We start from the raw sequence: 14781 nt of genomic DNA, 5'->3' as shown, positions 1-14781 counted from the left end.
CCCTCGTTAAACAGAACTAAATGCCTGGTCTATATCCTTTGTAATGCCGGAATCCACAAACCCGCTGTTTGCCATATCAGATAGGACCTTAACCGCCTGACTATGAGGCATTCCAGTCCGGTAAGGACGATCCTCCGTAAGCGCCTGGTACACGTCAAGACATCCCATCATACGGGAATTAAAATCCAGTTCAGCCCCTGTTTTACCAAAGGGATATCCCCTCCCGTTCAGCTTTTCATGGTGATTGGATGCCCATTCTGTGATGTCTTCAAACCCCCTGATCTTCTCAAGTGCAACTCTTGTATAATACACATGTTTTTTTACTGTCTCAAATTCCTCCGGTGTCAGGGCACGGGGAACGTCAAGAATACTGTTTGGCACAGCCAGCTTCCCTAAATCATGTAAATCAGCTGCAATAATCAGCCTGGCCGTCTCCTCCTGATCCTTATTATAATATTCTGCCATTCGGGCTGCTTTTTCTGCCAGGCCTTTGGAATGGCGTCTGGTAAAGCTGGATTTACAGTCAACGATTCTGGAAAATACGCCGGTAACCTGACGAATTTTGTCCAGAGGCACCTCCATCTCAAAGGAAGGAACTACCTCATCAAGTGCCTGCTCAATCCTGTCATTGCTTAGATTATCCCAGACTGACTGATCTTCCACCATCTGATGAAGAACTTTGGCAAGTTCAGGACAAACCATGCCAGACTGACAGATCGCCAGCCATTTTAGTACTTCTCCATGGGAATAATCTCCGTCTGCAAACTTAAAATAGTTTTCAAAACTGTCAGCCGCTGCAATAATCTGGGAAATAAGGGGAATGTCATCTCCTTTTAACCCGAAATACCCATTTCCATCATAACGCTCATGATGATAGAGAATTACATCCTGAGGTTCTGTCAGAAATGGGTAGTCTTTTACATTCTTTTCTCCAATCACACAATGGCCTCTGGAGCCTTCAAATCTGGTTACTGCTTGATCCCATTCCCCGGGAAGTTCTTCATAAAGGCTTGATTCACTGATACCGTTATCATGTAGGATGGAAAGCGCAGCTGCATCATAAATCTCTTCCTCTGATAAATTTATCCTCCTGGCTATGCATACGGTTAAATATGCCGTTCTCTTTCCATGATTGGACTGCATTCCCAGCCGGTCCATCTCCATAAAGTCCAATGCAAAGGAGACTGCAATTAAAAAATCATTTAAGCTGAATTGCATATCGTATCGGCTCCTTCCTTATCCAAACCAGTAGATTCATCTGTCTACTGGTAAATTCTGTATAAGTTTATTGTAAATCAGCCAGGGATGTCTGTCAACCAGAATGGGCTGGGGCCATGCTCCTTCCTCTGCCATGGGGGATGAGTAAAGGTGTTCCAAACAATGGGTCTGTGGAGATCTTACACTCCGGATGGAAATGTTTATGTTCGATTGCGACAAGTTCAGTTAATTTATTAACATTACTGTTTCCAAATTGGATCACCCCCTTTTTTGACACAAAAAAACAGACTACTATATTAGCTAGTCTGCCTTTTATTATTTCATTTAAATTGATATATCATTAACTCTACATACTGACAGGTATTAATCTGCAGATTATACTGTTCGTTACTTTATAGGTATCTGGAGTTCAGTTATATACTCATCTGGATTATCTGTAGCCCATTCACCTTTATGGTAGATTTCTCTGACTGCGCCATCAGCAACATAGTTATTGTTCTTCAGCCATTCAAAGAGGGTATCAATTGTTTTATCAATAGTTGAAAATGGACCGTTGTGAACAATACACGCCATTTTTTCTACTCTCGGAAGTTCATAAACATGTACTTCTTTATTGCCCTCAAAGGATTTTGTAATTGGTTCAGCTACCTCAACATCAAGGTTTTTTTCATCATACATGACATTCAATTGCCGTAAATCCCACCAGCCTGAGTTGTAAAGCATAAGGCATGGAATTGTTCGCTTTACCCCTTTTTTATCAATGTACTCATTTACACTCGTCCACATTTTTTCTAAGTTTTCATTGAATTCCTCTTTGTCAAAAACCTTGCGTATTGAAGCAACAAGAATTGGTTCAACCCTTTTTATACTTATTTCATTCATCTGTGAAATGCCTCCATTCTTTATTAAAAATATATTGGTATGGAGACGTTCAAGTCTGTTGTATTCATTGGACAAAGTGGTCTCAAGAAAAACTGCTTTACTCTCGAGCATTTCAATTAGCATCGGAACAGAAACATCACCATTCATTATATTATCAATTTCTTCCAATACGAACCCAGCGTCCTTTAATGCTAATATTTTATTCACAGTCATCATCTGCGAAGCATCATAATAACGATAACCAGTGAGTTTATCAACTGTTATTGGTACAAGAATTTTAAGTTTTTCATAATGATAAAGAGTGTCAACCGATAAGCCGCAAAGCTTTGAAAACTCACCAATTTTGAACATAATATCATCTCCTAACAGACTTTACAGGTGTGCACCCCTGCCGTCAATAAATAGCTTACTCCCTTGGGTGACCCAAGAGTCAATAGATATCTTGCAAATACCTTTTTTCTGCCCCTCAAACTTTCCCCTCCTTCTTAAAACATGAATAAATTCCCCCGCGCCGTGTAAGTGCTTACACAATTATACTGTTTTATGGCAAAAAATGTAATTGTCAAAATAAATAAATCGTCACATATTTATTGTGCTATTTATACAAATATCTTATTTTTTCATTTGTTTTTATAAGCATTATATCTATATGCAGGAGTTAAAAGCTATGTTTTTCAACTTGTTTTTCAAACGTTCTACAACCTTTTCCATGTGATATAATTTCATATAATGTAAGTCGCATGATTATGTAAGCGCTTCCCTCCACGCTTCTTATTTGTATCAAAAAAAGAAATATTTTCTACAGATATATCACTATATATCTGTAGAAAATATTTCTTTTCTTAATACTAATATCTAAACTGTAAATTACTCATATGGGCTCAGTTCTGTCAGTAATAAGGATAGACATACTCCTGCTCCGGTTTCTCCGCTGCCACAACGGTTTCTGCTTCTATGGTAGGATACCCGTCTTTTACCAGCAGCTTACCCGTAACCGTAACCCAGTCATTCTCTTTAAAACCAAGCCCTCTTAAGTCATCTGCCATCAGACCCATAGGTGACATATCTGCAGAACAGCACCACATAGACAGACGGACCAGAGCAAATTCATTTTCCTGCCGGTTTTCCAGATCAAGAAACACAAAACCCTTCATGGTAACTGTATACCCCTGGTATTTGTCTGCATGAGCTCCCAGTTCTGTCATCCATGCATAATAGTCGTTATCTGAGATGATAATGGTTTTCGCTTTTTCATCAATACCGTTTAATCCGGCTCCTTTTAAGAGCTCCGGCTGCTGATTTTGATCCTGCTGGCTTTGTGCCTGCTGCCCGTCCTCTGTTTCCCCATCATAACCAGCACTGTAATCCGGTTGTTCTTCCTCTGTTTCATTCTCATAATAATCATACCCTGCCGATTCCTGAGCACTGAAGCTATCGTAACCGCTCCCGGCTCTTTCCGGGGAAGAACCAGGAATACTGGCGTTTGAATAATTCTTAACTGCAGCACTGCCCTCCGGTGGAGCTGGCGGAACTGCCAGTATAAGAATCGGAATTCCAAGAACCAGACAATGAAACAGGCGCCCTCTGTATTTGGGACGGAAAATTCTTCCTGCCCCCATTGCTGCCCATAGAACCATAATTGCAGATAAGCCGTATAAATAGGGCTTCATCCTCGGTGTCACATAGGAGAGATATCCGCCGGTGACAGTCAGCCGGAGCAGCAGTATCCCAAAAATGAGATAACAGGCCGTCTCGGTCAGTGCCTGAATATTAATTCCCTTTCCTCTCAGTTTCATATGCGGATCCCTCCGCTTCCAAGCAATGCAAACACACCAACTGCACCAAAGCAGATCAGGAATGTTGTAACAAAAAGGCGGACAATAAACTTCTTTTCAAATCCGCCAAGAAGCATCGCTCCGTTTTTCAAATCAATCATGGGGCCAAACACTAAAAATCCCATCAGCGCCCCTGCCGGGAATACACCTGCCATGGTTCTTGCCACAACTGCATCAGAGGATGAGCACAAGGACAGTATAAATGCCATAGCCATCATGAATGCCACGGAAGCTAAGATGGGAATTCCTGCTCCGGAGCGGGTCATGGAAGGCCAGACTTCCTGCAGTACTGTAGATACAAAAATACCAGTCAGCAGATAGGTACCAACTTTGAAAAATTCATTCTGGGCATGACCCATCATCTGATAAAACCGTGATATCCTGGTGTCTTCCAGCGCCTTTATCTCATAATCTCCGTAGGCTTCTCCTCTCTGCATTACCGGATCCGTTAACAGAACCGTTTCAGGCGGATGCACCAGATAAGTCAGACCAGTCAGCGCGGCACATAAGATTCCCAGACCACATCTGGCTGCAATAATTTTTAAGTTCCCATTAAATGCATACCAGGTAGATAAAATCACAACCGGATTTATCACAGGAGAAACCAGCATAAAAGTTACTGCAGCTGATAAAGGAACTCCTTTTTTTACCAGACCCTTAAACACCGGTATGGAAGCACAGTCGCAAACCGGAAGACAGAACCCCGCCACTATGGCAAATAGCTGCCCGAAAACCACGTTTTGGGGGAATTTATTCCGAATCCAGTCTGCAGATACATAGACCTGTATGGCAGAGGAAAGTAAAACCCCAATCACAAGAAAGGGCACCGCCTGTAAAAACACTCCCAAAAACAAGGTAATAAAAGATCCCAGATAAGAATTGACTGTCAGATAAAAAATGACTGCTGCAGCGACCAATAACAGCGATATCTGGGATTTTACGTCATACTGAAATATTTTTTTCTTAAAACGATCCCATTTTCCTTCTGTAAATACATGAATGTCTGGATTAATCTGAAAAAGTTCCCGTGCACTTAGTGCTGCATTCTCCTCCTCCACCCTTAAATACGCCAGATTGCCTGCAGCAATCTGGGACATGGAAATCATTCCGGAATCTGCAATTTTGTGCTTCAGTTCTTTTTCATCGCCTGCATAAATTACTTTTTCCACATGAATAGCCGTCTTTAAGTGAAACTGAAGAAACATCTCCTCAAATCGATGAAAATGCTCCATCCCATTCCACTCAATTAAGATTAACTCTGCCGGATCCTTTTGGATCTCCTCACAAATGGAATCAGCCACGGCGTATGGTGATTCCTCTATTTCCGCCTTAGAATAATAAAGGGAGCGCACTCCTTCCCCTTCGGCAAGGGGGGTGTCTCCCTTCTCAAATTGAATCACCAGGACTTCCTGTTCAGAAAGCTCTTCCCGGATTAACCGGTTTATCAGCGTTGTTTTCCCGGAATCAAGAAATCCTGTGACTACCCACGCAGGTATTACCATGGTGTCATTCTCCTTTAAACAATGATATAATCTGATCTTCCTTTATTCCCGTCCCTATAAAACACACACTGTTTCCTTCTCCCCGTATGCTTTGTATCTTAAGCATTCCGGGTATGTAATGAAAAGAAATGCTTCCCCCAGGCCCTTCCACGATCCCTTTTCCTCTAAGAATCATTCCATCAGCCTGACTGGTCACTCTGTTTATTTTCACCTTCAGTTCCGCCTCTGTAAGGACTTCGTCACACTCAAAACTTACCGATAAAAAGATCTCTCTGGTAAAACGAAACAGAGGCCGCACCGCGCATTCTCCCTTACCGCCGGAACGAATCTTCCGGTTAAGGGTTACGGGTTTTATAAGGTCTTTCATCAAAGACTCCGTAAGAGATACCCGGTCTCCCTGACGAAATACATCTGCAGGGATCCCATCCCAAAAATCCGCTTCAATTCTGGCCTCAGGATTCAGTTTCCGGATTTTATCCATAATAACCTGGATCTCTCCTGCTTTCCCGCTTAAATGGCTTAATAGAATTAAGTCACCGAATTGGATCTGATTGATAAACACTTCTCCAAAATTTTCCCTGTATTTATCAAAATTCATCACATCCACCACAGTAATACAACGGCAGATTTTTACCAGATCCTTTTGGTTCATACAAGCCTTAATAATATCGGAAAGCCTCCCTGCTCCAGACGGCTCCACTAAAATCACCTCCGGCGCATACTCTTTTACAATCTGTTCCAGGGATCTGTTAAAATCTCCGTTCAGACTGCAGCAGATACACCCTGAGTTTAAACTGGTCACAGTTAAACTGTCACATTTTAAAAGTTCTTCATCAATTCCGGCATCACCGAAATCATTTTCTATCACTACAACCTTCCGGTTTTCAAAAACGGCAGGGACCATAGTCTGTATAAGTGTGGTCTTACCTGCCCCAAGAAAACCGGATATGATATATAAATCTGTCATTGATCTACTCCTTATCGTGACCTAACCTTTCACTCCAAGCAGCTTTTTTCCAATAAATATAAAAAGAAGGAAAACCACACCTACTAAAACAATGGTTCCTCCCGGCTTTAATCCCAGATAATAGGCAGCAAAAAGACCGATTATCATAAATGCCACATCAAAACCAATGGCATAAAGAACTGTCTGCCTGTAATTTTTGGAAAACTGCATGGAACAGGCGGTCGGTATCACCATCATGGACGAAACAATTAAGGCTCCTACAGTTCTTGCCGCAATGGAGACCGTAACTGCCGTTAATACGGTAAATATAAAATTGACTATTTTAACAGGAACGCCGGCAAGTCTTGCACTCCTCTCATCAAGAGCAATGTAAAACAGTTCTTTGTAAAGAAGTACAAACAGCAAAAGCACCGTTAAGGACACTCCCATAACCAGAAACATCTCCATGTCGCTGATAGCCACAATACTGCCAAAAAGAAAACTGTTAAAATTAGCAGAATTCTTCACAAAACCAGACAGCACACCTGCCAGACCGATTCCGGCAGACATAATAATGGCGATGGACATTTCCGAATAACGGGGCAGTTTTCTTCGTATCGCCTCAATTCCAAGGGCAGCCATAATACAGGCAGCCACTGCTCCGGCAACCGGATTGATTCCAATAATAAGCCCGAACGCAACTCCTGCCAGAGAAGTATGGGAAAGCGCATCTCCGATCATGGAAAGCCTTTTTAATACAATTACAACGCCGATACAGGGAATCACCATGGCAAGCAGGATTCCCACTACAAAGGCCTTCTGCATAAAGGCGTAATTAAATATCTCCATCACAGTCAGCCTCCCCCGGAATTGTTATTTTTCTCATCACGCCGTCTTCCAGCCGGAAGATGGTATCTGCCAGACCGGCCAGACGCTTCCTGTCGTGTGTTACCATAAAAACAGTCATGTGATCATTGCGATTGAAGTTTTGGATCAGCCGGTAAAATTCTTCCGTATTCTTTTCATCCACCCCGGTGGTGGGCTCGTCAAGAATTAATAGACGTGGCTTGTTAACCAGGGCTCTTGCCAGCAGTACTCTCTGCTGCTGACCGCCTGACAGCTTGCCGATCAGGCGTTTTCTATATAGTTCCATTCCCACCTCACAAAGAGCTTCTGCCACCTTTTCCTTCTCTTTTTTTCCAGGAAAACGAAACAGCCCGATCTGGCTGTATAAATTTGCCTGAATAATCTCCTCAACAGAGGCCGGAAAGTCCTTGTAAGTATCCATTCCATTTTGGGGAACGTATCCCACGTCCTTCCAGTCACTGAACTGGCGGATATCCTTTCCCAGCAGTTTAAAGCTTCCTGCTTCTCCGGTTAAAGACAACTCGCCTAACAGAATCCGGATCAGTGTACTTTTTCCAGCCCCGTTGTCACCGGTGAGCGCGGCAAAACCGCCTTGGGGAACGGTTAAATCCACTCCGTTTAAAACCCTAGTTCCACCATAGGAAAATGTCAGTCCCTTCATTTCAATCGCGTTCACATTCTTACTCCTGTTCTTTTTATTCCAGCGCTTCTTTTAAAACCGTCAGATTCTTCTCCATAACAGAAAAATAATCATCCCCATTTTTTAACTGTTCGTCAGTCAGTCCCTCTAACGGATTTAACACCTCTGTTTTTGCGCCTGTTTCTTTTGCAATGGTCTCCGCCACTTTGGGGCTGACCAGATCTTCAAAGAATATGGTTTTCACCTTATTTTCTTTTACAAAGTCTATGACTTCCGCCATTCTTGCCGGATCCGGTTCAGAATCCGGTGACAGTCCCTCAATGCCCATCTGAGTCAGTCCATAGGCATTGCAAAGATACCCGAATGCCTCATGGGCAACAACTACCGATTTATTGGGCAGCGGAGATAACGTATCTTTATATTTCTTGTCCAGCTCATCAAATTTGCTGGCATAGTTATCATAATTAGCCTGATAATATGCTTCATTAGCCGGATCTGCCTTAACAAAGGCATCCTTAATATTCTCCATCTCTTTCTTTGCATTTACTGGGCTTAACCACACATGAGGATCGAATTCTCCGTGCTCCTGTTCCTCACCCTTTACCTCTTCCTGTTCCTCCCCTTTCAACAAGGAGATTCCTGAAGATGCCTCTGTAACAGTCAGATTGTTATTTTTAAGACTCTTTAACACATCTTCCACCCAGTGCTCAATTCCAGCTCCGCTGTATACAAATACATCTGCTTTTTCCAGACCAGTAATATCCTTTGTCGCCGGTTCCCAGTCGTGAGGCTCTGTTCCTGCAGGAACCATATTTTTAACCTCTACCTTATCGCCGCCGATCTTAACGGCAAAATCATACATGGGATAAAAACTTGCCATTACATTCAGCTTTCCGCTGTCATTTGCTTCTTTTTTCTGACCACATCCAGATAACAGCACTGCAGAAGCTGCCGCTGCTAACAGAATTACTTTCGTTCCTTTATTCATGAATAAAATCCTCCGATTTTTCTGTTTCCTTCAAATTCCCGTATGAATCAACTGATTCAATTATTCATACGGATCTTTAAATCAACAAGAGAAACCGGACGGAGAAACAGTCCTGCCAGATAAGGCAGCATGGTATATTTTATAATTGGTAAAGAAACAGCGATTACTGCAGCTGTTCCAATCGCTTCAAAAATTACACTGAGCGCCGAAATGCATACTTCTATCTCCTGACAGACTCTGCAATGCCTGCCTGTGCAGTCATGGGAAAGATGGGTGAATACAAAAATCGATGAGCCCAGGAAAACCACAGTGAGAATCAAAGCTGTCATAAGGGCTGCCCATTGTCTGGGATTTAATCTGCCTTTCATAACAAATCCTTTCTTTTATCTATCAGCTTACTGCTGACAGCCGCTGCAATAGCCGTAAAGCACCATGTGCTTTTGATCCAGCTTAAATCCATGATCATCATGGATGTGTCGGTAGAATTCATCCAGCCTGGAGCATTCCAGGGGAATCATGGATCCGCATTTTAAACAGACCAGCTTTCCCACATTCCTGTTTATTTCTTCCCCTATATATCGAAACTGAGCCTTGGATCCGTCCACAGAGGGGATCTTCACAACCACGCCATCCTCACATAAACGTTCCAGTGCCCGGTATACGGTAGTCTGTCCAACATGGATTCCATCACTTTTAAGACGTTCCATAAACTCTTCCACGGTACAGAATATTTCTTTTTGTTTCATTAAGCAGCTCACAATCATTTCCTGCTGCCTGGTCCGGTATCTTCCACGTTCTGCCATATTCATCCCCTATTTTCGAAATCAGAAATCATTTTCATATTATAGCACTCTCCTTTTAAATGTCAAGGCGAAATTGAAAACCATTTCCTGTTTCCATTGATAAAATTTTTCTATTCCCCGTTTTCACTCTTGACAATCCATTTTTAAACTGCTATTATGTTCATAAATTTAGAAATATTTTACTTTTTGAACAATAAAGGAGGAGCCTATGCAAGCAATCATTCTGGCTGCCGGTATGGGACGGCGACTAAAACAGTTAACCGAGCATCAGCCCAAATGTATGGTACCTGTCAATAAGATTCCACTAATTGAACGAATGTTAAGGCAGCTTGACCAATATGACCTGGAAAAAATCATTCTTGTGACTGGTCATAAAGGGGAACTTCTGCGTTCCTTTGTGGAATCCCTTTCCCTCCGGACACCGGTGGTCTTTATTGATAATCCGGTTTACGAAACCACCAACAATATCTATTCCCTTTATCTTGCCAAGGACTGTCTCCTGGAGGATGACACCCTGCTCCTGGAATCGGACTTGATATTTGAACAGGAAGTTTTAACCCAGATTATTAAAGACCCCCGCCCCAATCTGGCTCTGACCGCCCCTTTTGAAAGCTGGATGGACGGCACGGTTGTACTGATTGACCAGCAGGACAATATCATGAAGTTCTTAACCAGAAAAGACTTCCGCTTCGAAGACATTCATTCCTACTATAAAACGGTCAATATCTACAAATTCAGCCAGAACTTCTCCTCCACCCATTATGTCCCCTTCTTAGAGGCATACAGCAAGGCATTGGGAAATAACGCCTACTATGAGCAGGTACTGAAAGTCATTTCCCTTCTGGATGATCACGATTTAAAAGCTTCCCGTCTGGAAAATGGTTTCTGGTACGAAATTGATGACGAGCAGGACTTGGATATTGCAGAATCCATTTTCACAGACTCCCAAAGCAGATTGCTCCGCCTGTCTGAGCGCTACGGTGGATACTGGCGCTATCCGGGACTGTTGGATTTCTGCTATCTGGTAAATCCTTATTTCCCTAACAGCCGTCTTATGGGAGAGATTAAGGCCAGCTTTGAAATCCTCACTACCAGCTATCCTTCCGGACTTGATATTAACAACCTTCTTGCTGCCAAATCCCTGGGACTTGATAAAAACCAGGTACTGACCGGAAACGGGGCCACTGAACTGATAAAACCGCTTCTTCGAAGCTTTGAAAAACCAGTGGGAGTTTTGCGTCCTTCTTTTTCGGAATATGAAAACTGTGCCGCCTCAGTCATCCCTTATACCGTCTCCTCCAGAGATTTCTCTTATACAGCTGAGGACCTTATGGATTTTTACAGCGATAAGGAACTATCCGCACTTGTTTTAGTAAATCCGGATAATCCCAGCGGAAACTACATAAAAAAAGAAGACGTACAAAAACTGGCACAGTTTTGCAAGGATCGAAATACCTTGCTGATTTTAGATGAATCCTTTTTGGATTTTTCTGATACTGAAGAGGAACCCTCCTTTATGACACCGGAGATCTTAAACGCCAATCAGAATCTGGTTCTGATAAAAAGTATTTCAAAATCCTATGGTGTACCAGGATTGCGGCTTGGAATTCTGACCTGTGCAGATCCGGATATCATTGCTCTTGTACGAAAGGAGCTTCCCATCTGGAATATTAATTCTCTTGCAGAATATTTTCTTCAGATATTTGAAAAGTATCAGGGGGATTACCGGGAGGCCCTAAAGCAATTTCAGGAAACAAGAGACGAAATGTACGGTTCACTGGGTTCCATAAGACAGCTGACCCTGTATCCGTCCCAGGCTAACTTTATACTTTGCGAGGTAAAGGACGGCTGCTCTGCCCATCAGATCGCCGAGCTGCTTTTAAACCGTTACAACATTCTTGTGAAGGATCTCTCCCACAAACCAGGTATGGAAGGAAGAGAATGTATTCGGATCGCAGTCAGAACCAAAGAAGATAACAAGCGCCTATGTGACGCACTAAAACATATATTACGATAATATCAGGAGGTAGTTAAAATGAATGCACAGGAAACAGCAAACGAAACATGGAAGCAGATCTGGGTAAGAAAAGGAAAAGCAGAGGGAAATGATCTACTCGCCTTTGACGGCTATGAAGCAACTCAGGTAGATATGGAGGAAGTGGCCCGTCAGATAACCAAACGGCTGGATATACAAAAAAGTGACAAGGTTTTAGAAGTTGGCTGCGGCGCAGGTGCACTTGCCCAATATTTGGACTGCGATTACACTGGAATGGATTATTCCCATACACTGGTTCAAAAACACATTGAGATACTGCACAATTCCGTCCTCACCGGAGAAGCTGCCGATTTACCGTTTAAGGATCATACCTTTGATAAGGTGATCTGTTATGGCGTTTATCTCTATTTTGACAATAAGGAATATGCAAAAAAAGCTACAAGCGAGCTGTTAAGAGTTGCGAAAAAAAGTGTGCTCATTGGCGAACTTCCCATCCGTTCTCACCGCGAGGAACATCTTCTGTTTAAAAAGGATGAATTTGAAGGCTGGGAAATCAGCGACGGTTTTTATGATCCTTATAGAAATGACCGCTTTAATGCCATTTACCGTTATACCCTATAATTATAGAAGAAACAGTTTCATAAGCCCGCCTGATATGGCGCAGCTTATGAAACTGAAATTAAAAAATACTTATGGTGTCACTCTGTTTAAATCTCTTGGAAAAAGAGAAGACAGACGTACATTATCCTGATCCAGTAACCTGCTGGTAAAACGTTCCAACCCCAATCCCAGCCCTCCATGAGGCGGCATACCGTATTTATGCATCATCAGATAGCTTTCAAATGATTCTTTATTCATTTCCCGTTTCTTCATTTTATTTAACTGCTGCTCATAGTTATGAATTCTCTGTCCGCCTGTGGTAATCTCAAGTCCTTTAAACAGTAAGTCAAAGCTTTCTGTCTCTTCTTCATTTTCTATGCTGTCCATGGCGTAAAATGGTCTTTTCCTGCTTGGGTAGTGAGTGACAAATACAAAATCACTCCCTGTTTCTTCTTTCATAATCTGGGAAAGGTTTTTTTCCTCTTCCGGTTCAAAATCATCAAAATCCACGATTGGCCTGTTAAATCTTACGGAAATTAGTTCTTTTGCCTCCATAAATTTGATTGATGGAATTTCTTTGATATAAGGCAGCTTTACATTTAATATCCGCCGTTCTTCTTCATAATTTGATTCCAGCACCTCTATCACATGACGAAGCATGGCCGTTTCCATTTCCATGATGTCTTCAAAATTTTTAATATATCCCATCTCAAAATCCACACTTGTGTATTCATTGAGATGTCTTGAGGTATCATGCTTTTCTGCCCGGAATACGGGAGCGATTTCAAATACCCGTTCATAGACTCCCACCATCATCTGCTTATAAAACTGAGGACTCTGGGCAAGATACGCCTCCTTGCCAAAATAATCGAAGCGGAAAATATTGGCTCCACCCTCTGCGCCAGCATGAACAATTTTCGGTGAGTGGATTTCTGTAAAGTTCTCCTTTCTTAAAAACTCACGAATCCCCAGGGTAATTCCCTCCTGCAATAAAAATATGGCACGTTCTTTCTCATTACGCAGGGTAACAGGTCTGAAATTAAGAAGATTTTCAAGGGATGTGTCCACTCGTTTATTATTAATCACAATGGGACTCTGCTGATCCGGTTTTGATAAGATCTCCACCTTAAGGAGCCGAAGCTCAAAACCTGCTTTCGACCTTTCTTCCGGAATCACCTGTGCGGTTGCGACTACGCAGCTCTCTTCTGTCAATTCTTCCAGTTCAAACAGAGAATATTCATTGCTGTAGATACATTGGACCACATTCCTTTTGGTTCTTAACAGGATAAATGCGAACCCGCTCATTTTTCTTATTTTATAGATACTTCCATGAATTTTTATCTTCTCATTCAGATGATTTGCCAGATCCCCGGCCTCAACTGTTCCTTTTTCAATCATTCCAACAATATTCTTCATTATTTTTCCTCCAGGATTCATAGAATGCAACTTCAAACCATCCCATTCCATCCATAAGGACATCATCCATATGTCCCACACGATCACCACCTTTCATGATTGCCCGTATGGGTAAAAAAATAGAACCACACGGATCAGTACTATCCACCAATGCGGTTCCGAATTATATTCTTTCCACATAGGCACAGCAACGAAAGCGCCTGTACCTATGAGCATTCAAAGATACAAGCGCTATCAATCGTCGTCCCTATTCAACATGGAAAATTGTTGATTACGATTCATCATAGCCACCTCTGCAGTTATATTAATAGGTAACAGATTATCACAGATCCTGACACATGTCAAATGCAATCTCCTTATACTTTTCCATCAGCAATGGCTGAATATAGGGATAGGTCCAATTCTCTGGCAACTGTTCCGTAATGATTACTTCTTCAATTTCATGATGGAGCTCCTCTTCAAAGGAATATATTTCAGCAAAGTAAAGCATACCAAGGCTTTCTTCCCTTAAACACTCTCCTTCTCTGGTCTCACCGCATACTGAATATACACATAATGGAATCATATCAAATTCCACTGCACCGGTTTCTTCCCAAAGTTCCCTCCTGGCAGTATCGTTGATATTTTCAGACTCTTCCCGGTGTCCTCCCGGCACTTCAAAAGTATCTCTGTCTTTATGTCTGCAAAAAACCCATTTCCCCTGATTTCTGGAAATAATTACTGCAAACTTCAGCTTCTCATCCTCTGCCTCATCATAAAATCTGACTTGTGTCCCCATGATTTCAATATCCTCTCCGTATTCCTTTTACTGATTCAATCATATCATGAAATAAATAATGACAAAAGTAAAAAAATGGTAAATTTTAGATATAGCAAATTTCCAAAAAATCGTTATAATGATATCTGATTATATGATTAGTTCCGCCGTAAATCAGTCATTGCATACTGATAATGGATATCAATTGAGTATACTAAAACCTATTTTTTACATGTGTTAATTTTGTAAATATATCACTATATTTAATGAAAAAGGCGCAGTTTAACCAAAACCACGCCACCATTTTCAGACTAATTTTGACATGATCCAT

The 14781-nt window shown here is 41.9% G+C and carries 14 protein-coding genes; 2 read left to right on the top strand and 12 right to left on the bottom strand.

Annotated features, from left to right (window positions below; genetic code table 11):
* Window positions 1-6: 6 nt before the first annotated feature.
* The 10 genes from ABS301_RS24400 to ABS301_RS24355 all read right to left on the bottom strand — a co-directional run bounded on the left by ABS301_RS24400 (window position 7) and on the right by ABS301_RS24355 (window position 9681).
* Complete coding sequence (locus ABS301_RS24400; protein WP_349674658.1) at window positions 7-1218, bottom strand: HD-GYP domain-containing protein; 1212 nt, start codon at window positions 1216-1218, stop codon at window positions 7-9.
* Between the two features lie 387 nt (window positions 1219-1605).
* The gene (locus ABS301_RS24395; protein WP_349674657.1) at window positions 1606-2451 is read right to left on the bottom strand and encodes a MerR family transcriptional regulator; all 846 of its coding nucleotides are present in this window, start codon (window positions 2449-2451) and stop codon (window positions 1606-1608) included.
* A gap of 539 nt (window positions 2452-2990) precedes the next feature.
* Window positions 2991-3896: a TIGR03943 family putative permease subunit gene (locus tag ABS301_RS24390; RefSeq protein WP_349674656.1), complete on the bottom strand. Its 906-nt coding sequence runs from the start codon at window positions 3894-3896 to the stop codon at window positions 2991-2993.
* Entirely contained in the window at window positions 3893-5437 is a 1545-nt protein-coding gene (locus ABS301_RS24385; protein ID WP_349674655.1) for a permease, read from the bottom strand. The genes ABS301_RS24390 and ABS301_RS24385 overlap by 4 nt, the downstream gene beginning before the upstream one ends.
* Before the next feature lie 4 nt (window positions 5438-5441).
* Window positions 5442-6404, bottom strand: coding sequence for a CobW family GTP-binding protein (locus ABS301_RS24380; protein ID WP_349674654.1), 963 nt, complete (start codon window positions 6402-6404; stop codon window positions 5442-5444).
* A 21-nt stretch (window positions 6405-6425) separates the two neighbouring features.
* The gene (locus tag ABS301_RS24375; protein WP_349674653.1) at window positions 6426-7232 is read right to left on the bottom strand and encodes a metal ABC transporter permease; all 807 of its coding nucleotides are present in this window, start codon (window positions 7230-7232) and stop codon (window positions 6426-6428) included.
* On the bottom strand, window positions 7219-7926 hold the full coding sequence (locus ABS301_RS24370) for a metal ABC transporter ATP-binding protein (RefSeq protein ID WP_349674652.1): 708 nt from the start codon (window positions 7924-7926) through the stop codon (window positions 7219-7221). The genes ABS301_RS24375 and ABS301_RS24370 overlap by 14 nt, the downstream gene beginning before the upstream one ends.
* A 19-nt stretch (window positions 7927-7945) precedes the next feature.
* A complete protein-coding gene (locus ABS301_RS24365; protein ID WP_349674651.1) occupies window positions 7946-8878 on the bottom strand; it encodes a metal ABC transporter substrate-binding protein in 933 nt (310 codons plus the stop codon).
* Between the two features lie 56 nt (window positions 8879-8934).
* Window positions 8935-9246, bottom strand: a complete 312-nt coding sequence (locus tag ABS301_RS24360; RefSeq protein ID WP_349674650.1) for an AraC family transcriptional regulator — start codon at window positions 9244-9246, stop codon at window positions 8935-8937.
* A gap of 27 nt (window positions 9247-9273) precedes the next feature.
* Complete coding sequence (locus tag ABS301_RS24355; protein WP_349674649.1) at window positions 9274-9681, bottom strand: Fur family transcriptional regulator; 408 nt, start codon at window positions 9679-9681, stop codon at window positions 9274-9276.
* 208 nt (window positions 9682-9889) lie between these two features.
* Here ABS301_RS24355 and ABS301_RS24350 point away from each other — a divergent pair, with 208 nt between their 5' ends.
* Complete coding sequence (locus ABS301_RS24350; protein ID WP_349674648.1) at window positions 9890-11698, top strand: aminotransferase class I/II-fold pyridoxal phosphate-dependent enzyme; 1809 nt, start codon at window positions 9890-9892, stop codon at window positions 11696-11698.
* Between the two features lie 18 nt (window positions 11699-11716).
* Window positions 11717-12298, top strand: coding sequence for a class I SAM-dependent methyltransferase (locus tag ABS301_RS24345; RefSeq protein WP_349674647.1), 582 nt, complete (start codon window positions 11717-11719; stop codon window positions 12296-12298).
* Between the two features lie 69 nt (window positions 12299-12367).
* Here ABS301_RS24345 and aspS read toward each other — a convergent pair whose 3' ends face one another.
* Both aspS and ABS301_RS24335 read right to left on the bottom strand, forming a co-directional pair.
* Complete coding sequence (gene aspS, locus ABS301_RS24340) at window positions 12368-13693, bottom strand: aspartate--tRNA(Asn) ligase (RefSeq protein WP_349674646.1); 1326 nt, start codon at window positions 13691-13693, stop codon at window positions 12368-12370.
* A gap of 322 nt (window positions 13694-14015) precedes the next feature.
* On the bottom strand, window positions 14016-14471 hold the full coding sequence (locus ABS301_RS24335; protein WP_349674645.1) for an NUDIX hydrolase: 456 nt from the start codon (window positions 14469-14471) through the stop codon (window positions 14016-14018).
* Window positions 14472-14781 lie beyond the last annotated feature (310 nt).

This window comes from Lacrimispora sp. (assembly GCF_031982545.1).
Taxonomy (GTDB): Bacteria; Bacillota; Clostridia; order Lachnospirales; family Lachnospiraceae; genus Lacrimispora.
This window is presented reverse-complemented; position numbering and strand designations above follow the sequence as displayed.